We start from the raw sequence: 20,573 nt of genomic DNA, 5'->3' as shown, positions 1-20,573 counted from the left end.
TTTAATGAAAACTGGAGTGAACAAATTAAAACTTCCAAAGATTGAAGACGACAGAGGTAATTTGACGTTTCTTCAAGAGAATACACATATTCCTTTTAAAGTAGAACGTGTGTTTTGGACGTACGATGTGCCTGGTGGACAACAACGAGGTGGGCATGCTTATCACCAACAGGAAGAGATAATTATTGCACTTTCAGGTAGCTTTGATGTAGTGATCACAAGTAAAAGCGGTGAAAAGGAGACAATTCAATTGAATCGTTCTTATAATGCCATTTATATACCACCTAAAACTTGGAGACATATAGAAAACCATTCGACTAACGCCGTAACTTTGCATTTATCCAGTCATAAGTTTGATGCAAAAGATTACATTAGAAATATAAACGACTTATAATGAAACCAACAACTATAGACGATTGTAAGTTGATAGAAATTGATCAGATAGGAGATAGGCGCGGACATATCTCGGTAGTGGAAAACAATAGAGAAGTGCCTTTTGAGGTAAAGCGGGTTTATTATTTATACGATGTACCAAGTGGAGAAGAAAGGGGAGGGCATGCTCACAAAGAATTACAACAGCTTATTGTAGCTGTTTCAGGTAGTTTTGATATTGTGGTTGATGACGGAACTAAGAAAGAAACTTTTTCCCTCAATAGACCTAACAAAGGTCTTTACTTTCCCGCTGGACTTTGGCGTGAAATCAATAATTTTTCATCGGGAGCCATTTGTTTGGTTTTAGCTTCGCATACGTATGATGAAAACGATTACATCAGAGGTTATCAAGACTTCATAAGTTATAAACAGAGATGATTTGCATAGCTGGAAAAAATGAAATAGCTGTTTTCGGAGTAAAGCTATTAATAAGTAAAGGCATAAATAACAATGATGTAGTTGTATTGACTAACAAAAATGATAAAGGTGTTGCACATGACTGGCAACCATCATTTAAGAAATACTGTAACGATAACGGTATTAAAGAAGTCGAATTAGAAGATTTATATGAAATAAATGACTTAATTTTTATCTCACTTGAGTATGATAGAATCATAAAAACGGATTTATTTAGAACTAAACAGTTATTTAATATTCATTTTTCCTTATTACCGGCTTATAAGGGTATGTTCACATCTGTGCATCCAATTTTAAGGGGTGAAAAAAAATCTGGAGTTACACTTCATGAAATTGACAATGGTATTGACACAGGCTTTATTATAGATCAGATTGAATTTGATATACCTTTTGGAACAACAGGTTTAGAATTGTATAATTCTTATATCAAGTATTCCGAAGAACTTTTGAAGAAAAATATTGATTCCATCATAAATAATAAATGTGAATCAAAACCTCAGTCACTAGAAAACGCTAGCTATTTTTCTAATAAAACAATTGATTTCAAAAGTATAAAAATTAATTTTTATAAGACCTGTTTCGAGGTCTGTAATTATGTAAATGCTTTTTCATTCAGACCCTACCAGCTTTTATCATATCAGAATGTAAAAATTTCAAAAGCTATCCCTAGACACATAAAATCAGTTAATAAACCTGGCACTTTAATTTTAGAAAACGATTTTCTTTTTGAAATATCAACAATAGATTATAATGTTAACCTTTTGAAAGATAATCTAGAGAATATATTAGATAAAGCTTCAAAAAATGATTTAGAATTGATCAAAACATACTTTGACCTTGGTTTTAATTTAAATGAAAAAAATGATAAAGGTTGGAATGCATTAATTGTAGCTTGTTTTAATGGATCTTTTGAAGTCGTAAAATTTCTTTTAGAAAATAATATCTCAAATGTCAATGATTCTAATAATAAAGAGACTAGTGTTTTAATGTATGCCATGACTAATGCATCAAAAACTGGAAATCTATCGATATTGGAATATTTATTACATAAAGGAGCCGATTACAAGCATTTTGATTTAAATGGATTTGATATATTTCACTATGCTACTGAATACAAAAACCAGTCAGTAATAAATTTTTTATCTAATTATAAATGAAACAAAGTATTCCTTTTCTTAATTTTCAACCCATGCACGAGCGAATACACTCTGAAATGCAGCAAGCCTTTAATGAGGTGTATGACAGCTATTGGTACATCATGGGCGAGAAACTTAACACTTTTGAAGCCAGCTACGCTAAATACAACCAAACCAAGTATAGTGTTGGTGTAAGCAATGGCTTGGATGCTTTAATTCTAGCTTTAGAAGCTCTTGGAGTTGGTAAAGACGATGAAGTCATTTTGCCATCCAACACGTATATCGCCACTGTTCTAGCGGTCACGGCTGTTGGAGCCACGCCAGTTTTCGTTGAGCCAAGGATCGAAACGTATAACATCAACCCCGAGTTGATAGAAGAAAAGATTACCAAAAAAACCAAGGCAATCATGCCGGTGCATTTATATGGACAGGCCTGTGAGATGGATCACATCATGAAGCTGGCTGAAGCTTATGAATTGTTTGTGGTAGAAGATAACGCCCAGGCTCACGGCTCAAGCTATAACGGGAAATTAACAGGTAGTTTTGGTCATGCTAATGGGGTAAGTTTCTATCCGGGAAAGAATCTTGGTGCGCTTGGCGATGCTGGTGCAGTAACCACCGATGATGAAGCACTGGCTGAAAAAATCAAAGCCCTTAGAAATTATGGCAGCCAGAAAAAGTACCATAACGACTACATTGGCCTCAACAGACGTTTGGACGAACTGCAAGCTGCTTTTTTGTCGGTAAAATTACAATACCTTGACCAATGGACACAAGAACGACGACAAATAGCTGAAATGTATAATAAGCAACTAAAAGATACGAATTTAATATTACCACAAGTTGCTAATAACGCAGATCACGTCTATCACCTTTATGTGGTGCGTACGAACAAGCGTGATGAGTTACAGGCTCATTTAAACACTAATGGCATAGGTACATTAATTCATTATCCCATCCCGCCACATCTCCAAAAAGCTTATAAACATTTAGGCTATAAACCAGGAGATTTTCCTATCGCTGAAAAATTGGCTAAGACTATGATAAGCTTGCCATTGTGGGTAGGAATGGAAAAAAATGCTTTAGAAATTGTTTCAGACTTAGCGAGTAAATTTGAGTAACAGTAAAAAATCCATCTTGTCCTCAACTTCCATTATTGGGGGTTCTTCTGTCATAGTTATCATCTTAAACATTATAAGGTCTAAAGTGATTGCGTTACTTTTAGGGCCTTCTGGGACTGGTCTGATTAGTGCATTTCAATCTTCAACTTCTCTACTTCAAACTCTTGCAGGTTTAGGGATAAACAATTCTGCAGTAAGAGACATTGCGCAAGCTAACTCAAAAGATAATCAGGGTAAGCTAAGCATTGTTGTTAAGAGTCTTAGGAAACTTGTACTTTTTACAGGGCTAGCAGGTTTAATACTGACTATCATATTTGCTCAACCTTTATCTGAATTTACCTTTGAGACAATTGATTATACCTGGGAAATAAGATTACTGTCCATAGCTGTATTTTTTAATTTGATACAAGCTGGCCAAAGTGCTTTGATACAGGGCATGCGACGTATTAAAGATCTGGCTAGAATGTCTATTCTTTCAAGTGTAATGGGAACTGTTTTAAGTTTACCACTGATCTACTTTTTTGAATTTGATGGCATTAGTGTTTATTTGGTGGCTTTAGCTATTGGCCAATTTCTAGTTTCGCTTTACTATGCTAGGAAAATAAAGATACTGGATGTTAAAGTGAGTTGGAGAAGAGCTTTTGAGGAGTCCAAAGGCATGATTAAGCTTGGCTCGTCTTTTATGGGAGCGTCTTTAGCTACAGTTTTAGGAGCTTATCTTGTGCGAGTGATTATCATTAGAGATTTAAGTCTTACTGATGCTGGAATCTACCAGGCTGCCTATGCTATAAGTGGTATTTATGCGGGTGTTATTTTTCAAGCGATGGGTAAGGACTTTTATCCTAGACTAGCAGGTATAGCCTTTGAATCTAAAAAAGAAATTCAACTGATTAATGAGCAAACTCAGGTTGGAATGGTACTGGCAGCACCAGGACTTATGTTTACCCTAGCGCTTGCCCCTATTGGAATTCGCTTACTTTATTCTGTCGAATATATTGAAGCATATCCAGTTTTACAATGGATGATTTTAGGGGTTTTCTTGAGGACAATAGCATTTCCTATGGGTTATTTATTTATAGCAAGAGCAAAAGGGAAAACTTTTTTATGGACTGAAATAGTTACTTGGTCTTTACAAGTTGGATTTGTTTTCTTTGGTTTGAAATTTTTTGGGCTCAAAGGAACTGGGATTGCCTTTTTTGTTTTATATATATTATATACAACAATGATGTTTTATCTTTTAAAAAGAGAGAACAACTTTAGGTGGACAAAGCAAGTGATGAAAACTATTGTAATTCTTTCACTATTATTTGGTCTAGCTTTTACAATTTTGCAATTTTTAAACCAATTATGGGGATCTATTATTGTTTGTGCCATAGGAATCATTCTAACTTATATTGCCTATTTAGAAATTATCAAAATATTAGAGATGAAGAGTTTAAAAGAATTAATCATAAAATTAAAAAAAAGTTAATGAAGATTTTATTGGTAGGAGAATTTAGTGGTTTACATAATAACCTTAAAGATGGACTTCAAGAACTTGGACATGAAGTTGTTTTAGCTTCTACAGGCGATGGATGGAAAAACTTCCCAAGTGATTTTAATTGGTCAGCCTCAATTTTTAAAGGTAAAGTAGGACATATTGAACATCTTCTTAAGCAATACAAATTTTCAAAGATGTTTAAAAACTTTGATATTGTTCAATTTATTTCAAGTTATACGATTTTTGATAATCGCTTTGGGATTGGTAAAATTTGTTATAAAAACTATATCAAATATAATAATAAAAGTTTTTTTGTCGGTGCAGGAGGTGATCCGAATATTTGGCAGTATTGGCTACATGAAAATGATAAATTAATGTCTAATTTAATTGACCAGACTAATAAAATTGATTTAAGTTCAAGACTAGTAAAAATGTTATTGGATCCAATTGAAGCAAAAAAGACTACAGACCTCATTACTGAGGCTAATGGTTACATTCCTATAATGTATGAGTATGCTGAACCTTACAGGTGTCTAAAAAATATTCGTAAAACAATTCCAATTCCAATCAATTGTAATAAAATACAATATCAAGAAAATAAAATAAATCGAAAATTGGTTGTTTTTCATGGTCTGAATAGACCTGGAGCTAAGGGAACTGAGTATGTTAAAAAAGCCTTTGATATTTTAAGAAAGAAATATCCAAATGATCTTGAATTAGTTATATCAGGTAATATGAAATATGAAGATTATTTAAAATTCATAAAGACTGTAAATGTAAATGTAGATCAAACAAATACTTATTCATTTGGCATTAACGCTTTAAATTCACTTGCTTCTGGTAAAGTCACATTGGGTGGGGTTGAAAAACAGAGTATAGAAGAATTAGGATACGACGAATGTCCTGCTTTAAATATAAAACCTAATGCAAAAGACATAGTATCTAAGATTGAAAATCTTCTTGAAAATAAGAATGAAATACCCGAACTTGGTTATCAATCGCGACAGTTTGTAGAGAAATACCATAATCACATTCAAATTGCTAAGCAATATTTGGATGTATGGTCTAAGTAGTTCTTTCGAAAAAAAATCAGATAATAAATGAAAATATTAACAGTCACATGTCACGGGGTTTATAATCATGGTGCTATCCTACAGGAATATGCACTTTTAAAATATTTAAAACAACTTGGACATGAAGCACAAGCAATAAATTACCAACCTAAATATCTAGTAGATAGCTATAGATTTTTTGGCGTACCTAGTCCAAAATGGCAATCAAATTTTATCAAAAGAGCAGTCTATGTAGCTGCAAAATTGCCTAAACATTTATCAAATCTAAAACGTTATAAAGCTTTCGATAAATTTTCTAGTAATTATATTGACGAAACTAAAGTAATTTATCAAAGCAACGAGGATCTCATTCGCAACCTTCCCCTTGCTGATGCATACATTTGTGGTAGCGATCAAATATGGAATACTTTATTCCAAAACGGAAAAGACCCTGCGTTTTATTTAGATTTCGTACCAGAAGATAAAATTAAATTTTCTTATGCTGCAAGTTTTGCAACCGATCACTTACACGATGGATACGAAGATTTTGTGTATCAAAAAGCAAAAAAATTAGATCATATTTCAGTAAGGGAAAGCTCTGGAGTTAAAATACTTGAAGACATTTGTATTAAGAATTCAACACGGGTTATGGATCCTGTATTTTTATTAAACAAACAATTCTGGATAGACGAATTTGTTAAGCCAATTCCGGAAGATTTTATACTTATATATGATTTCGATACTAATACTGATTTAAAAAATGCTGCTCTAAGATTAGCTAGAGAGAAGGGTTGGAAAATATTTGGACTAAACAAAAACCTAACTTATGCAGATGAGATATTTTGGAGTTGTGATCCGGCAATGTTTTTAACACTCTTATACCACTCAAAATTTGTGTTGTGTAATTCTTTTCATGCTTTGGCATTTTCTTTAATATTCGAAAAACAATTTGTAGTGTTCAATAGAAACGTTGGCATCAACACCAGAATGAAAGATCTACTAAACTCCTTAAATCTTGATACTAGGATGGGAACAACCACAATGGAAGGAGAAATTGATTATAAAGACGTTAACATAAAAATCAATGAATTAATTAAGACTTCTAAGGACTTCATTGAAAAGGCTTTAAATTAAAAAATAGATGTCTAAAGAAAGTTTTTCACAATTTATAAGGAATAGAACTCGAGGAGTTTTATTTGGTCGTACGCGTTTAGGAGATTTCCTCAATGCTATGTATGGCTTCAGAATTTTATTAAAATATTCTTTTTCACAAAACAATTTGAGATCAAAATCTAACTATAGAGCTTTTCTTACAAAGCAATACCATATTTTAGAAAAAGGATTGAGCCTACCTAATCCAAGGCAAAATTTTGGAAAAGAAAAAATTGAGATTCTTTTAAATATTACTAAAGAATATATTGAAAAATATGAAAGTGATAAATTAAGTCAACTAATAAAAAACTGTTTGCTTGAATATAAAAATTCAAACTCAAACCTGTCTAATGTATATCCTTCTCTTGCAACATCTATAGACGAATTCACACTAAATCATGAGTTTGAAAATATTGGAGGTACAAAAATTATTAATAAAGCAAAAATACAAAATGCTATAGGCATTAATTTTTTAGAGTTTGTTCAAACGAGGACTAGTGTACGAAATTTTTCACCTATGCAAATTAATTATGATGATATTAAAGCAGCAGTTGATATAGCGAGGCATGCTCCCTCAGTGTGTAATAGACAAGCTTGGAACTTGCATTATTATGAGGATGAGATTACAATGAAAAAACTTCTATTTTTACAAGCAGGCAATTCTGGATTTACCAATAGTATAAAAGGGTTATTTGTTGTAACCTCAGACACCAAACAATTTACAAGGCTAGAAGGCAATCAGGTTTTTACTGACGGTGGTTTATTTTCAATGAACCTTATATTAGCACTTCACTCTAGAGGATTGGGTTCCTGTTGTTTAAACACTTGTGTGCCATACACGACGGAAAAGCGCATAAAAAAAATAGCGAATATTACAGAAAGTGAAAGATTAATAATGATGATAGGTGTTGGCTATCTCAAAGAAGAATTTAAAACTGCTTATTCAGAGAAGAAACCAATTAGCGAAATTTTGCATCGTCATTGATGGTAAGGAAAGATGTTTTACTTCAAATCTTATATCCAGGATTAGGTGGACACTCGTCTGTAGCCTTTTCAATAATTGAAGGTGACCAAGTAAACTTTTATACTCATGAACTTTTAGGCTATGGGATTGAAGAACCTTCAGAAAGTTTTATAAAAAAGGGAGAGGAAGTCAAAGTAAATTGTACCTCTGTAAAAAAGAAAAAGGGCTTATCCTTAAGGTCTTATTTTAAAGTTTACAGTCAGATAAAAGGAGTCAAACCAGATGTGATCATTATGCACAGTACAAGCCTTATTATTTGTGTTTGGTTATACAGACTGTTTAATAGTATAGACTTTATAAGCGTAGAACATCAGGCAAATGATGCAAAGACAAAAAAGGATTGGATCTATTCGTTTCTAATTTTAAAGCTATCTCCAAAAATTGTTTACCTCACAAAAAATTATTGGCGAGAAACCAAAAATAAATTTAATAGAATTTCTAGTGGTAAATCAATTAAAGTCATCAATAACGGTATCAATATTAGAAAGTTTAAGCCTAAAAGTAAACTAATAGAAAAAGACACGCTTAATTTTTCAATGATATCTAGAATGACAGATTTAAGAGATCATTACACATTAATTGATGCATTTAAAGAAGTTTCCAATAATAAAGACTACAAACTTTTTTTTGCTGGAAACGGTCATACAAAGAAAGAGCTGGAAGCTTATGTGGCTCAAAAAAACCTTTCCTCCAAAATTATATTTACAGGAAATCTAAATGAAGAACAAGTTATAAGTTTAATACACAAGACCGATATCTATATTCACTCTTCTTTAGCAGAAACCTTGAGTACGAGTTTACTTCAAGTCATGGCATGTAAAGTTCCAATTATCGCTACGGATATTCCAGGAATAAATAATTTGTTGGTGGATGGTGAAGAGGCTTTACTTTTCAAGCCAAAAAATACAAATCACTTAATTGAAAAAATGGAATGTTTAATGAATTCAGTTGAGATGAGGAACAAACTTGCTCTAAACGCTTACAGTAAAATAAAAGAAAAATACAGCAGTGAGGCGATGTTTGCTAAGTACAAATCATTTATACAGGAATAAGAGTATGAAGATTCTCCATGTTATTAATTCATTAGGCGCTGGTGGTGCTGAAAAACTTGTAAGTAGTTTGGCGAAGAAACAAGCTGAAACCAATGTCGTGGGGGTATTCACATTTAATAATGAAAACGATATTTTTACAGATATCGAAGCTTCCAGTCTGCAACATGTAAACACAAAATCAAACAACTATTTTTCTTTAAAGAATATAATCGAACTCATTAAAACTATTAAAAATTACGATGTGATTCATGTTCATTTATTTCCTTCACTATACATCGTGGGTTTTATTTCATTTTTTTTAAAAAAAGAATACATTTTTACAGAACATAATACCTACAATAGAAGAAGAGACAAAAGTTTCTTAAAGCCTATTGAAAAAATAATTTATTCAAGATTTAAACCTATAATTTGTATTTCAAAATCGGTCAAACTCGAGCTTGAAAAATGGATTGGGAAAAAGAAAGAAATGATTGTTATCCCTAATTTCATTGATCTTAAAGAAATAGGCAATGCAAAACCAATTGATAGAAAACTTTTGGATTTTAATAATAATAACAAACTCTTAGTTATGGTGGGCAGTTTTTCCCAACAGAAAGATCAATTAACAATATTGAAAGCATTAATAGAATTGCCAGATGATTTCAAATTAATTTTGATAGGAGATGGAGTTTTAAGAAATAAGATAGAGGAATTTATTGATGAGAATAAATTAAATAGTAGGGTGAAATTATTAGGTTTAAGAAATGATGTGTATTCCATACTAAAATCTTGTGGTTATGGCATCCAGTCGTCCCATTGGGAAGGTTTTGGAATAGCTGCCTTGGAATATATGGCATGTGGTCTTATTACGTTTGGATCTAATGTTAATGGATTAAATGAGATTATACCTGATAAAAATCTTTTGTTTGAGGTTGGAGACTTCAAGCAACTTGCCTCTTTATTGCTTGAAATTAAAAATGACAAGGAGAATCAAAAACAAATATTGGAATTGCAGTATGACAAAATAAAAAAATACGATATTTCCTATTCAATATCTCAGCACTCAAAATTGTATAAAGCTCAATTAGATTCATGAACCTTATTGTAATTGTTTTTTTTATTTTTCTTGGGTTTGCTTCAAAAAACTGGTTTGATTTTAAGTTTGATAGCAGTGATAAAAAAATTCTATCTTATTTGTGGATTCTCCACCTGTTTGTAGCGATTGTTTTCTACTTGTATGTGAACGCTAATGGTGGTGATGCTAGAAACTATTGGTTTACGGTCAAGTATTATGGGAATAAATATTTGGTAGATTATCTGGCACGGGGATTGGGTACAAACTTTATGTACGTCATTAACTATTTTCCAAGTAAAATCTTAGGCTTATCGTTTCTTGCAGGTTCAATAATCTATGCTTTTTTAGGTTATCTCGCCTTCATTTTTTATTATATACTTTTTAAAAAATACATAAGATATAATTTCAAATTTTTTGGAATTTATGTTTTCCCCGCTATACTATTTCTGCCCAATCTTCATTTTTGGACTGCAGGTGTAGGTAAGGATACATTGCTATTTTTTTGTATTAGTTTGTTTTTTTATGGCATTCTAGATTATAAAAAGAATTTGGGTAAAATACTATTCGCATTAGTTCTATCTTATTTTGTGAGACCTCACATCACTCTTTTTTTAATTTTTTCTACTGGTTTAGCGTTAATATTTTCAGGTAAGCTAAAACTTTATCAGAAGATTTTCTTCTTTATAATTTTCGCTGCAATCATAGCTGTTTTAATAAATCCATTAATAGCATTTTTAAATTTAGAAGAATTGGATTCTGAATCGGTTTCAAACTTTTCAAATACAAGTGTAAAAAACTTAAGTAAAGATAATACTGGCTCAAGTGTGGATATTTCAGGTTACCCTTTGCCTTTAAAAATTTTCACATTTCTTTTTAGGCCTTTATTTTTTGATGCATCTGGGATTTTAGGTCTTGTTGCCAGTCTTGAAAATCTAATTTTATTCATTTTAACATTTAAGTTTTTCAAATTAAATCCTTACAAAATGTTCAAGAGAGGAACAATGCTATTTAAAAATATGATGTTATTTTTAATCATAGGTTCAGTTTCTTTTTCTCTAATTTTAGGAAATCTCGGCATTATGTTAAGACAAAAAAATATGTTTATGCCATCTCTTATATTCATTATCTTATGGAGTGTTTCTTACGCTCACGAAAGAAAACTCAAGGCTCAGAAAGCTTTTACTTAATTTCATAAATTGAAGTCAAGTCACCTTATTTTTCTTTTTATCTTTCATGCTGTCATAAGCTGGTTTTCGTATAGCTATGTTATAGAGAATCCCTCAGACTCCACCTTATATTGGCTTCTTAATTATGATGTGCACAATTACGATTGGCTATATTTTTTTAAGGTAGGAACGCCTTTTATGGTGTTTTTAAATTATCCATTTTTAAAATTAGGTTTTCCATTTTGGTTGGGGCACCTAATTTATTCGTTGATTGGTTTTTTGGGCATTATTATTTTTGCTAAATGGTCTTACAAAGTTTTAGCCTTAAAAAATGATTCTTTTTTTGTTTTACTATTGCTAGGATTAGTATTACTTTCTCCTAATTTGCATATCTGGACGTCTATTATAGGGAAGGAAAGCATTGTTTTTTTAAGTATTTCAACATTATTTTATACAAGCCTAAATATTAAGAAATACTGGGTTTATGGTGCATTAGCAAGCTTTATGTTAATCATGATTAGACCTCATGTAGCTTTCATGCTCTTAGTTGCACTTCTCATAGGACTTGGTTTCAATAAGCAAACTCATAAGAAAGTTAAAATTTCATTAGGTCTCATTTTATCTTCAATGGGTGTTTTTTTATTTTATTTAATGCTTAAAATTTCAAACATCAGGTATTTAGATTGGGTCAGAATTCAGCATTTTAATGAGTTTTCGGTCTTGTCCTTGAAAGGTACAACGGGTTATGTGCCTATGTTAGATTACACATTTGTATATAAAATATTTTCTTTAAATTTTAGACCTTTCTTTTATGATGCATATAGTTGTATTACTACTCTAGCAAGTATAGAAAATATCTTTTCTTTTCTATTTATAATAATTGGTTTGCTTTTACTTATCAAAAACTTCCGCAAAATAAAGATAAAGCCTTGGATGTCAGTTTGCCTGTCATTTTTCTTAATAGCTTCATTATTTTATATTCAAAGGTATTCAAATTTAGGCTTATTTATGCGTACAAAAATGATGTATATGCCTTTTTTGTATATTGCTGTGTTATCCATATTTAAACAATCAATTAATTATAAAACTCAAAAAAAACTCCTCCGCCTAACCACTGTTCCAATGTCCTTACAATATTTACTCAAAGGGCAGTTGGGTTTTATGCGTGGGTATTTTGTTGTAAAAGCTATTTCATCAGGTCCTTTAACAGACTTAGAAACAGTTGAGCATGATGAAGGCGTTGCAGTGCAAGAAGTAGCCATGAGCAGGCAGATTACGCCAATCAAAGATTTGTTGGCGCTTTTTAAACTTATTAGAATTTTTAGAAAAGATAAACCCGTTATTGTCCACACCCACACCCCAAAAGCTGGAATTTTAGGGATGTTAGCCGCAAATCTGGCTGGTGTTCCCATACGTCTGCACACCGTAGCAGGAATGCCACTTATTGAGGCTTCGGGAGTTAAGCGTAAAATTTTAGATGCGGTCGAAAAACTCACTTATGCCTGCGCCACTAAAGTATATCCCAATAGCAAAGGATTAGAAAAGTTTATTTTAAAAAACAACTACGCCAAAGCACAAAAAGTAAAAGTCATTGCCAATGGAAGCTCTAATGGCATAAACACTTCCTATTTTAACCCAGAAAACTATACCCCACAACAAAACCAAGCATTACGAAAGCAATTAGGCATACAAGAAGAAGATTTTGTTTTCATTTTCGTCGGTCGTTTAGTCGGAGACAAAGGCATTAATGAGTTGGTAGATGCTTTTAAGTCCCTTTATACCGAAGATATAGAAAGAAACATAGAAACACCTAATGAAATTTCTGAAAATATTGTGAGTTCACTATTACGAGTTTCTAGTGCGCCAAGGTCACTGAGTGATTCCGATAATCATCGGAATAGTATCGAAGTGAACCCGCAACCCGTAATAAAAGAACCCGCAATAACCAACTCGCAAACCCAAAATAAAACAACCCGCAATAAAGAAACCCACAACCCCAAACTCATCCTCGTCGGTCCCCAAGAATCTGAACTTGACCCCTTACTCCCCGAAACTTTACAAGAAATACAAACCAATCCAAATATCATTGCCGTAGGATTTCAAGAAGATGTACGGCCTTATTTTGCTATTTCAGATGCGTTAACTTTTCCGAGTTACCGTGAGGGTTTTCCCAATGTGGTAATGCAAGCAGGCGCAATGGGCTTGCCCAGTATAGTGTCGGATATTAATGGCTGTAATGAAATTATTATTGAAGGCAAAAATGGTTTAATTATTCCACCCAAAGAAACCGAAGCTTTAGAAACAGCGATGTTAAGTCTTCTAGAAGATCAAGGCTTACATCAGCAGCTCAAAAGCAAGGCTCGCGAGATGATTACTTCCAGATACGAGCAAAAAGTAGTTTGGGAAGCTTTGTTGGATGAGTATAGAAGTTTGTTGAGAGAGATTTCGAGTTAGTCGTTCTGCGACATTCCGAGTTAACCCGCAACGCGTAATAAGAAAACCATAAATACTGTCTAAACAATTGGGGAGGGTTCACACAACCCTAGAAAACCAACTACCAAAGCTATGGATGAAATAACGACAAGTACAATTTTAAAACATCTAGAAAAAGCAAAATACAAATCAACACACGATAAATTATCAATTCCAATAATAAATCGCATACTTAAAAAAATGGAATATGGTATAAAATTTGAGCCGATTAGAGTCAATGGTAATTTGATTATTGATGGTCATCACAGGTACGTAAGTTCAATACTTGCTAGTTTTAATAAATTAGAAGTTGTTAGTTATCCAAAAACTTCTGCAACGAAAGAATTTAAATGGTCTTCAGTTACTTTTCTCGATGAAGAATGGGATACGAAAGAAAAAATTAAACGATTAAATGAGATTGATGCAAGCTATAACAACTTAACATTGAAAGATGTAATGGCTTTAACCGATTAATTTTTGTAAATTTGTAATATGCAAATATATCTAGACATAGACGGAGTAATGGTTTCTGCTAACTCATGGAAAAGACCTGAGATGCTTAATGATGGTTTTCCTAGATTTAATATAAGAGCTGTGAATGCACTCAATAGTATTGTAAATACTACAGGGGCAAATATTGTATTGACAACATCTCACAAAACAACATACTCAATAGCTGAATGGGAAAAAATATTTAAGGAACGAAACCTTAACTTTAATCAAATAAGTAGGCTTCCTGAAAATAAAAACCATTTGAACAGAAAAGAAGAATTATTAAATCATTTTGATAAGCATGGTTTACATGGAAATTTTGTAATAATTGATGATGATAAATCTTTAAATGGCTTACCCACTAATCTAAAAGATAGATTAATTCAAACAAGTAGTGGTATTGGTTTAACCGATGAATTAGCTAAAATGGCAATTGCCAAACTTTCAGAAGTTCACTTAACCTCAGCATAATACATTTTTGAAAATTCCGAGTTAGTCGCTATGCTCCATTGCGAGTTAATCCGTAACCCGTAATAAAATAACCCGCAATAAAAAACTACGCAACCCATAATAATTCCGAGTTGGTCGCTGCGCTCCATTGCGAGTTTGCGCTACGCTTTATTCCGAGTTAACACTAAACCCTTAATAAACAAACCCGCAACCCGAAATAATCAAAACCGACAACCGATATCCGCCAACCGCCAACAGTAAAATGTACAAAGCAATCCTAAAACCTTTTTTAGATCTTCTCACAGCCTTTGTAGGTTTAATACTCCTAAGTCCAATATTTATTATTGTAATTATTCTATTAGGTCTTGCCAATAAAGGCAAACCATTCTTTTTACAAAAACGCCCAGGTAAAAACGAGCGTATTTTTAGTATCATCAAGTTTAAGACCATGAACGATAAAAAAGATACAAAGGGCAATTTGCTGTCGGATGCAGAACGTTTAACGGTAGTTGGGAAGTTTATACGAAAGACATCTTTAGATGAAATACCACAGCTTATAAATGTGCTGAAGGGTAACATGAGTTTAGTCGGTCCGAGACCTTTATTACCTGAATATCTGCTATTGTATAGTGATGAACAAAAAAAAAGACACCTAGTGAAACCTGGTATCACCGGCTGGGCGCAAGTCAATGGTAGAAATGCTATTTCTTGGGAAGATAAGTTTAAATTGGATGTGGAATACGTAATGAATCAAAGCTTTATGTTAGATTTAAAAATACTATTGTTAACCATTAAGAAAGTATTTGTATCGGAAGGAATTAACCAAGTGGGACAGGCAACTGCTAACAAATTCAAAAAGAATTAAATGAGAAAAATTAATTTGTTTGGAGCAAGTGGTCATGCAAAAGTAATTATTGACATCATTGAAAATAATGGTTTTGATGTAGGACAAATTTTTGATGATAATTCTGATATAAATAGCTTTATAGGAAGAAATGTTGTTTCAATTTACAGTAAAGAATTGTTGGATATTAATACAACTATTATAAGTATTGGTGATAATCGTACAAGAAAAAAAATATATGAAAACTTAGAAATAAAGCTTGAAAAACCCTTAATACATCCAAGTGCAATAGTGTCATCAAATTCGGTAATTGGAAAAGGTACGGTTATTATGCCCAACGCTGTGGTTAATGCAGGTACAATTATTGGAAAGAATTGTATCATAAATTCTGGTGCGATAGTTGAACATGATTGCATTCTAAAAGATTACGTTCACATTTCACCAAGCGCAGCATTAGCAGGTGGAGTAAATATAGGTGAAGGAGCACACGTAGGAATCGGTGCAGTTATAATTCAATGTGTAGAAATAGGAGAATGGTCAATTATCGGTGCAGGTGCTGTAGTTTCAAAATCGCTCCCCGCCAATTGCACGGCAGTTGGTATACCTGCTAAGCCTATCAAGTTTCATTAAAATGTAAAGACTCAATCTCCAACAACAAAAAAATCCCTGCTAAATTTTTAGCAGGGATTTTTAATTTGTAACAAATGCTTATAAATTAAGCACTGTTTTTTCGTATTTTTCTAATGCCAAAAATGCCTCCAGCAACTAAACTTAATAAAATAAGTGAGTTAATGGGTACAATTTCATCATCTACATCATCACCAAAACCAGCGTCGTCTCCTTCTCCAGGGGTTGGCGGATTAAATCCACCTTGACTTATTACCGCTAAAGGAGATAACATACATAAAAACAAACAGCATGTTATAACTTTAGATTTTATTTTTTTACTCATAAATATTTATCTCATTATAAGATTGGTGTATTGCAAGTTAGTAAATATTACACTAAAAACGAACAATACTAATTGCAAATATAGAATACATTTGATTACAAAACGCGAACAGAATTGTAGAATTTTATGTAAGTCTACTTTTAATAACGCAAATTTGATTTAATTATTCAGTTCTGTGATTGAAAATAAAGTAACAACCTGCTATATTCTTTAAAGCGAGATCACTATAAACGAACATCCCCTTGATGGGATTATAGGGGTGTTTTCATTTACATATAGTAGTAAATATATTATGTAATATTGATACAGAAATTATGAATCGAACTCAGTTTTCAACTATTAACTCAGGACAAGTAAGGGTGAATCAGTAATAGTAAGGGGGAAAATGATTATTATATAAAATACTCTATTGACCTATTGTAGGGGTGTTTTTTACACTATGCTAAGCGAAGTTTGCAACTTCGCTTAGTCAACACTAATTCTATTAAACGAATATGTTATTCACTAGGTATTCTGCAATTTGAACCGTGTTGGTAGCTGCACCTTTTCTTAAATTATCAGCTACAATCCACAAGTTTAGTGCATTTTCTTTGGTGAAATCTCTTCGTATTCTTCCAACAAAAACTTCGTCTTTACCTTCTGCATAAATTGGCATAGGATATTGATTTACTTCAACTTGATCTTGAACAACCACACCTGAAGTTTCGCTTAATAGTTTTTTAATATCTTTTATTTCGAATGCGTTTTTTAGTTCAAGATTAACCGATTCACTGTGTCCACCAACAACTGGAATCCGAACAGCAGTAGCTACTACTTGAAGCTGCTCATCACCTAATATTTTTTTGGTTTCATTGGTTAGCTTCATTTCTTCTTTGGTATAATCGTTTTCTAAAAACACATCGCAATGCGGAATAGCATTTTTATGGATTGGATACGGATACGCCATTTCGCCATCTACATTATTGTATTCATTTTCCAGTTGTTGTACTGCTTTTACTCCCGTTCCTGTAATGGATTGGTAGGTTGAAACAATCGCTCTCTCTATTCCATATTTCTGATGAATAGGATGTAATGCCATTAATAATTGAATGGTAGAACAGTTGGGGTTGGCAATAATGAAATCATCTTTTGTTAATGTTTGCGCATTGATTTCAGGAATAATTAATTTTTTGTCAGCATCCATTCGCCATGCAGAAGAATTATCTACTACACGCGTACCAACTGCAGCAAATTTTGGAGCCCATTCTAAAGAAGTTTCTCCACCAGCTGAAAACAAGGCGATGTCTGGCTTCATTTGTACAGCTGTTGCTAGGTTAACTACCTTGTATTTTTTCCCTTTAAATTTAATTTCCTTTCCAACTGATTTTTCCGATGCAACAGGAATTAATTCAGTTAAGGGAAAATTACGTTCTTCCAATACATTCAGCATTACTTGGCCTACCATTCCAGTGGCTCCTACAACAGCTACTTTCATCTTATTTATTTTGAAATTTCAGGCTGCAAATGTAATCGATTTGAATGCAACTTTTGCTCCTTTTTGTTTTCGTTAATAGAATCGATGAAGTAAAAAGATAATTTTCAGAAAAAACGCTACATACACCACTATTATCGAGCATTTCTGTTAAGCGAAAAGCGGATAAAATGAATTATTGAGTAGGGTTAAACAAAGAAATCTAAATGTATAATCACCTCCAGAAAATTAATTGCTATACAACAGATAAGGTTCTATTTGCTTTCGGTATTTAGCTAAGCCTTCTTGCCAAGTAGCTCTGATTTCTTCTGCAGACTTCCCAGCTTGTATGGCTTCTTGTAAAGTAGCATTTCCTGCAAGTTTATTGAAGAAATTATTAAAGAATTTTTCTTTGTTTGCTGTATTTTGATAAGCTTTTATCAACCATTTTAACTCTAGGCGATTCAAATTTTTGGCATCGGTTAGCTTTTCTCCGTAACACAATTTTCCCAAGTGTTTTGGAGATTTGGCACCTTCGGTAGACTGTGGAGTATATTCAAAAGGAAATATAGCTGCATCCAAATAAGGTGAGCCAAATACCTGAAACTGTAAATCTGTTCCTCTGCCTGCGTTTACATTGGTTCCTTCAAAAAAACAAAGGCTTGGATACAAGTTGATGGATTTTGCATTAGGTAAATTTGGAGATGGCTTAATGGGTAATTGGTATGTGTCTTCTTTATTGTAGTTTTTCATAGAAATCACCCACAATTTAGCTTGCATTTTATTTTTCAAAAAGCCTTCGCCATTGATCATTCTTGCATATTCACCCATACTTAGACCGTGAACCACAGGAATGGGATGCATACCAACAAAACTGGAAAATTCAGGCTCTAAAATAGGACCATCAATATAGTTTCCATTGGGATTAGGTCGGTCTAAAACCACCACATCAACATTGTTTTCTGCGCAGGCTTCCATAACATAATGCAAAGTAGAAATATAGGTGTAGAAACGCGCACCTACATCCTGAATGTCAAAAACAAGCACATCTATGTTTTGCAATTGCACTGGAGTGGGTTTTTTGTTATTGCCGTAAAGCGAAATAATAGGCAATCCGGTTTTGCTATCTATTCCATCTGTTATGCTTTCTCCTGCATCTGCTTTGCCTCGAAAACCATGTTCGGGAGCAAAAACCTTGCTTACTGAAATTTGCGAAGCCAAAAGTGTATCTACTAAATGTACAAACTCTCCATTTTTATTTAATACAACCGAAGTTTGATTGCCTACAACGGCTACTTTTTTGTCTTTTAACAAGGGTAAATAAGCTTTGGTTTGTTCAATTCCTAACTTGGGTGAATTTTGAGAAACGGAATTGCAAGAAATGCACGCAAGTAGAAAAAATAAAAATGTATTTTTGAACCAAAGATAAAATGTCTTCATTTGAATTTTGAATTATTTGTTTCTCGCCGTTTAATCAGCGAAAAAGATTTTAAAAGTAGTATTTCTGCTCCAATTATTAAAATTGCAACTGCAGCAATTTCGGTTGGGGTAATCATGATGCTTATTGCTTTTGGAACGGGTTTAGGTTTACAAGAAAAAATCCGAGATAAAATAGCTGCTTTTAATGGCCATATTCAAATTGAAAGTTTCTCTAGCCGAAGCCAGCAAGTTAATCAAAATTCAATTCCTAAAAACCAAGAGTTTTACCCCGCGTTTTCTGAAGTTGAAAATGTAGAACACATTCAAGCTGTGGCTACCAAATACGGAATAATTAGAACTGAAACTGATTTTGAAGGCATCCTTGTAAAAGGTGTAGGTGAAGATTACCGATGGGATTATTTTGAAGAGTATCTAGTAAAAGGAAAATTACCTGATGTAAAAAAAGAAAACAGTACAGAAATTTTACTTTCCCAAAGTGTAGTCAATAAGTTAGCGCTTCAATTAAACGATCAAGTTGTAGTTTATTTTTTGGCTGAAGATGCTTCATCTAGACCAAGACTTATCGCTTTTACTTTAGTGGGCATTTACAATTCTGGTTTTAAGGAATTCGACGATCAATTTTTAATTGCAGACTTACAACAAATTCAACGCATCAATAAATGGGATGCAGATCAAATAGGGAATTTTGAAGTTTTTGTTTCCGATTTTGATGACCTGGAAATCACGACAAGAGAAGTTTATCAGTATATCGATTCTTTTTTAAATGCATCTAGCATAATCGAGCAATATCCAACTATATTCGAATGGCTTAAAATGTTCGATATGAATATTGCTTTAATCATTGGTATTATGATTTTGGTTGCAGGTATAAATATGATAACTGCATTGTTGGTTTTAATACTAGAACGCACACAAATGATCGGTATTTTAAAAGCTTTGGGTGCTTCAGATTGGAGTATCCGTAAAGTGTTTTTGTACAATGCTAGTTACATTATTTTACGTGGTTTATTTTGGGGAAATTTAATAGGACTAGGAATTTTGTTTGCTCAAAAGTATCTGAAGCTTATTCCATTAAATCCACAAACTTATTATGTTACCGAAGCTCCCATTAGCATTCAATTATACTATATAATTGGTGTTAATCTAGGCACCCTAATTCTTTGTTTGCTCATGCTTATTTTGCCTTCTGTAATTATTTCAAAAATTACCCCAATTAAAGCAATGCAATTTGAATAAGTGATTGGGATATAAAAAATCAGAAACCATTTAAATAGGAGAAAACTACCTAAAGCGAAGAAAGGGAAGAGATTTTTGTTGAAGAAGAACAAATAAAACATAGAAAGTTCAAGACTAAAAACAAGTTTGAATTGATTAAATTTATCTTTGT

20 protein-coding genes are annotated in these 20,573 nt (G+C 32.7%); 17 read left to right on the top strand and 3 right to left on the bottom strand.

The window, feature by feature from the left end; translation table 11 throughout:
* Positions 1-4: 4 nt before the first annotated feature.
* From IEV72_RS11360 to IEV72_RS11285, 16 genes are all read left to right on the top strand, one after another.
* Positions 5-394 carry a sugar 3,4-ketoisomerase gene (locus IEV72_RS11360; RefSeq protein WP_188459237.1) on the top strand — a complete coding sequence of 130 codons (390 nt, stop codon included), beginning with the start codon at positions 5-7 and terminating at the stop codon, positions 392-394.
* Positions 394-810, top strand: a complete 417-nt coding sequence (locus tag IEV72_RS11355) for a sugar 3,4-ketoisomerase (protein ID WP_188459236.1) — start codon at positions 394-396, stop codon at positions 808-810. The genes IEV72_RS11360 and IEV72_RS11355 overlap by 1 nt, the downstream gene beginning before the upstream one ends.
* Positions 807-2,006 carry an ankyrin repeat domain-containing protein gene (locus IEV72_RS11350; protein WP_188459235.1) on the top strand — a complete coding sequence of 400 codons (1,200 nt, stop codon included), beginning with the start codon at positions 807-809 and terminating at the stop codon, positions 2,004-2,006. Before IEV72_RS11355 ends, IEV72_RS11350 begins: the two co-directional genes overlap by 4 nt.
* 56 nt (positions 2,007-2,062) lie before the next feature.
* Entirely contained in the window at positions 2,063-3,106 is a 1,044-nt protein-coding gene (locus tag IEV72_RS11345) for a DegT/DnrJ/EryC1/StrS family aminotransferase (protein ID WP_229731897.1), read from the top strand.
* A gap of 16 nt (positions 3,107-3,122) precedes the next feature.
* Positions 3,123-4,577: an O-antigen translocase gene (locus IEV72_RS11340; protein WP_188459233.1), complete on the top strand. Its 1,455-nt coding sequence runs from the start codon at positions 3,123-3,125 to the stop codon at positions 4,575-4,577.
* The gene (locus tag IEV72_RS11335) at positions 4,577-5,659 is read left to right on the top strand and encodes a glycosyltransferase (RefSeq protein ID WP_188459232.1); all 1,083 of its coding nucleotides are present in this window, start codon (positions 4,577-4,579) and stop codon (positions 5,657-5,659) included. Before IEV72_RS11340 ends, IEV72_RS11335 begins: the two co-directional genes overlap by 1 nt.
* 27 nt (positions 5,660-5,686) lie before the next feature.
* On the top strand, positions 5,687-6,772 hold the full coding sequence (locus IEV72_RS11330) for a polysaccharide pyruvyl transferase family protein (RefSeq protein WP_188459231.1): 1,086 nt from the start codon (positions 5,687-5,689) through the stop codon (positions 6,770-6,772).
* 7 nt (positions 6,773-6,779) lie between these two features.
* The gene (locus IEV72_RS11325) at positions 6,780-7,775 is read left to right on the top strand and encodes a nitroreductase family protein (protein WP_188459230.1); all 996 of its coding nucleotides are present in this window, start codon (positions 6,780-6,782) and stop codon (positions 7,773-7,775) included.
* On the top strand, positions 7,775-8,866 hold the full coding sequence (locus IEV72_RS11320; protein WP_188459229.1) for a glycosyltransferase family 4 protein: 1,092 nt from the start codon (positions 7,775-7,777) through the stop codon (positions 8,864-8,866). Before IEV72_RS11325 ends, IEV72_RS11320 begins: the two co-directional genes overlap by 1 nt.
* 4 nt (positions 8,867-8,870) lie before the next feature.
* Positions 8,871-9,941 (top strand): glycosyltransferase, encoded by a 1,071-nt coding sequence (locus tag IEV72_RS11315; protein ID WP_188459228.1) that lies wholly within the window; start codon positions 8,871-8,873, stop codon positions 9,939-9,941.
* On the top strand, positions 9,938-11,107 hold the full coding sequence (locus IEV72_RS11310; protein ID WP_188459227.1) for a flagellar type III secretion system protein FlhB: 1,170 nt from the start codon (positions 9,938-9,940) through the stop codon (positions 11,105-11,107). The genes IEV72_RS11315 and IEV72_RS11310 overlap by 4 nt, the downstream gene beginning before the upstream one ends.
* 1,101 nt (positions 11,108-12,208) lie before the next feature.
* Positions 12,209-13,540 carry a glycosyltransferase family 4 protein gene (locus tag IEV72_RS11305; protein ID WP_229731896.1) on the top strand — a complete coding sequence of 444 codons (1,332 nt, stop codon included), beginning with the start codon at positions 12,209-12,211 and terminating at the stop codon, positions 13,538-13,540.
* A 111-nt stretch (positions 13,541-13,651) separates the two neighbouring features.
* Positions 13,652-14,032, top strand: coding sequence for a hypothetical protein (locus tag IEV72_RS11300; protein WP_188459226.1), 381 nt, complete (start codon positions 13,652-13,654; stop codon positions 14,030-14,032).
* An 18-nt stretch (positions 14,033-14,050) separates the two neighbouring features.
* Positions 14,051-14,521: an HAD domain-containing protein gene (locus tag IEV72_RS11295; protein WP_188459225.1), complete on the top strand. Its 471-nt coding sequence runs from the start codon at positions 14,051-14,053 to the stop codon at positions 14,519-14,521.
* A 241-nt stretch (positions 14,522-14,762) separates the two neighbouring features.
* A complete protein-coding gene (locus IEV72_RS11290) occupies positions 14,763-15,365 on the top strand; it encodes a sugar transferase (RefSeq protein WP_188459224.1) in 603 nt (200 codons plus the stop codon).
* Positions 15,366-15,974, top strand: a complete 609-nt coding sequence (locus tag IEV72_RS11285) for an acetyltransferase (protein WP_188459223.1) — start codon at positions 15,366-15,368, stop codon at positions 15,972-15,974. It abuts the gene before it with no gap.
* A gap of 85 nt (positions 15,975-16,059) precedes the next feature.
* On the opposite strand, the gene IEV72_RS11280 is transcribed toward IEV72_RS11285, so the two are convergent.
* The 3 genes from IEV72_RS11280 to IEV72_RS11270 all read right to left on the bottom strand — a co-directional run bounded on the left by IEV72_RS11280 (position 16,060) and on the right by IEV72_RS11270 (position 19,186).
* Positions 16,060-16,296 (bottom strand): Fjoh_0651 family PID-CTERM protein, encoded by a 237-nt coding sequence (locus IEV72_RS11280; protein ID WP_188459222.1) that lies wholly within the window; start codon positions 16,294-16,296, stop codon positions 16,060-16,062.
* Positions 16,297-16,780: 484 nt separating this feature from the next.
* On the bottom strand, positions 16,781-17,770 hold the full coding sequence (locus IEV72_RS11275; protein WP_188459221.1) for an aspartate-semialdehyde dehydrogenase: 990 nt from the start codon (positions 17,768-17,770) through the stop codon (positions 16,781-16,783).
* A gap of 225 nt (positions 17,771-17,995) precedes the next feature.
* Complete coding sequence (locus IEV72_RS11270; RefSeq protein WP_188459220.1) at positions 17,996-19,186, bottom strand: exo-beta-N-acetylmuramidase NamZ family protein; 1,191 nt, start codon at positions 19,184-19,186, stop codon at positions 17,996-17,998.
* On the opposite strand from IEV72_RS11270, the gene IEV72_RS11265 reads away from it, so the two are divergent.
* Positions 19,187-20,422: an ABC transporter permease gene (locus IEV72_RS11265; protein ID WP_188459219.1), complete on the top strand. Its 1,236-nt coding sequence runs from the start codon at positions 19,187-19,189 to the stop codon at positions 20,420-20,422. It abuts the gene before it with no gap.
* Positions 20,423-20,573: the final 151 nt, after the last annotated feature.

The sequence above is a fragment of the Psychroflexus planctonicus genome (assembly GCF_014640195.1).
Taxonomy (GTDB): domain Bacteria; phylum Bacteroidota; class Bacteroidia; order Flavobacteriales; family Flavobacteriaceae; genus Psychroflexus; species Psychroflexus planctonicus.
This window is presented reverse-complemented; position numbering and strand designations above follow the sequence as displayed.

Excerpts from the sequence above, each read along its gene's own strand:
- IEV72_RS11360 (WP_188459237.1), top strand. The coding sequence starts at position 5 with ATGAAAACTGGAGTGAACAAATTAAAACTTCCAAAGATTGAAGACGAC.
- IEV72_RS11355 (WP_188459236.1), top strand. The coding sequence starts at position 394 with ATGAAACCAACAACTATAGACGATTGTAAGTTGATAGAAATTGATCAG.
- IEV72_RS11350 (WP_188459235.1), top strand. The coding sequence starts at position 807 with ATGATTTGCATAGCTGGAAAAAATGAAATAGCTGTTTTCGGAGTAAAG.
- IEV72_RS11345 (WP_229731897.1), top strand. The coding sequence starts at position 2,063 with ATGCAGCAAGCCTTTAATGAGGTGTATGACAGCTATTGGTACATCATG.
- IEV72_RS11335 (WP_188459232.1), top strand. The coding sequence starts at position 4,577 with ATGAAGATTTTATTGGTAGGAGAATTTAGTGGTTTACATAATAACCTT.
- IEV72_RS11330 (WP_188459231.1), top strand. The coding sequence starts at position 5,687 with ATGAAAATATTAACAGTCACATGTCACGGGGTTTATAATCATGGTGCT.
- IEV72_RS11325 (WP_188459230.1), top strand. The coding sequence starts at position 6,780 with ATGTCTAAAGAAAGTTTTTCACAATTTATAAGGAATAGAACTCGAGGA.
- IEV72_RS11320 (WP_188459229.1), top strand. The coding sequence starts at position 7,775 with ATGGTAAGGAAAGATGTTTTACTTCAAATCTTATATCCAGGATTAGGT.
- IEV72_RS11315 (WP_188459228.1), top strand. The coding sequence starts at position 8,871 with ATGAAGATTCTCCATGTTATTAATTCATTAGGCGCTGGTGGTGCTGAA.
- IEV72_RS11310 (WP_188459227.1), top strand. The coding sequence starts at position 9,938 with ATGAACCTTATTGTAATTGTTTTTTTTATTTTTCTTGGGTTTGCTTCA.
- IEV72_RS11305 (WP_229731896.1), top strand. The coding sequence starts at position 12,209 with ATGTCCTTACAATATTTACTCAAAGGGCAGTTGGGTTTTATGCGTGGG.
- IEV72_RS11300 (WP_188459226.1), top strand. The coding sequence starts at position 13,652 with ATGGATGAAATAACGACAAGTACAATTTTAAAACATCTAGAAAAAGCA.
- IEV72_RS11295 (WP_188459225.1), top strand. The coding sequence starts at position 14,051 with ATGCAAATATATCTAGACATAGACGGAGTAATGGTTTCTGCTAACTCA.
- IEV72_RS11290 (WP_188459224.1), top strand. The coding sequence starts at position 14,763 with ATGTACAAAGCAATCCTAAAACCTTTTTTAGATCTTCTCACAGCCTTT.
- IEV72_RS11285 (WP_188459223.1), top strand. The coding sequence starts at position 15,366 with ATGAGAAAAATTAATTTGTTTGGAGCAAGTGGTCATGCAAAAGTAATT.
- IEV72_RS11280 (WP_188459222.1), bottom strand. The coding sequence starts at position 16,296 with ATGAGTAAAAAAATAAAATCTAAAGTTATAACATGCTGTTTGTTTTTA.
- IEV72_RS11275 (WP_188459221.1), bottom strand. The coding sequence starts at position 17,770 with ATGAAAGTAGCTGTTGTAGGAGCCACTGGAATGGTAGGCCAAGTAATG.
- IEV72_RS11270 (WP_188459220.1), bottom strand. The coding sequence starts at position 19,186 with ATGAAGACATTTTATCTTTGGTTCAAAAATACATTTTTATTTTTTCTA.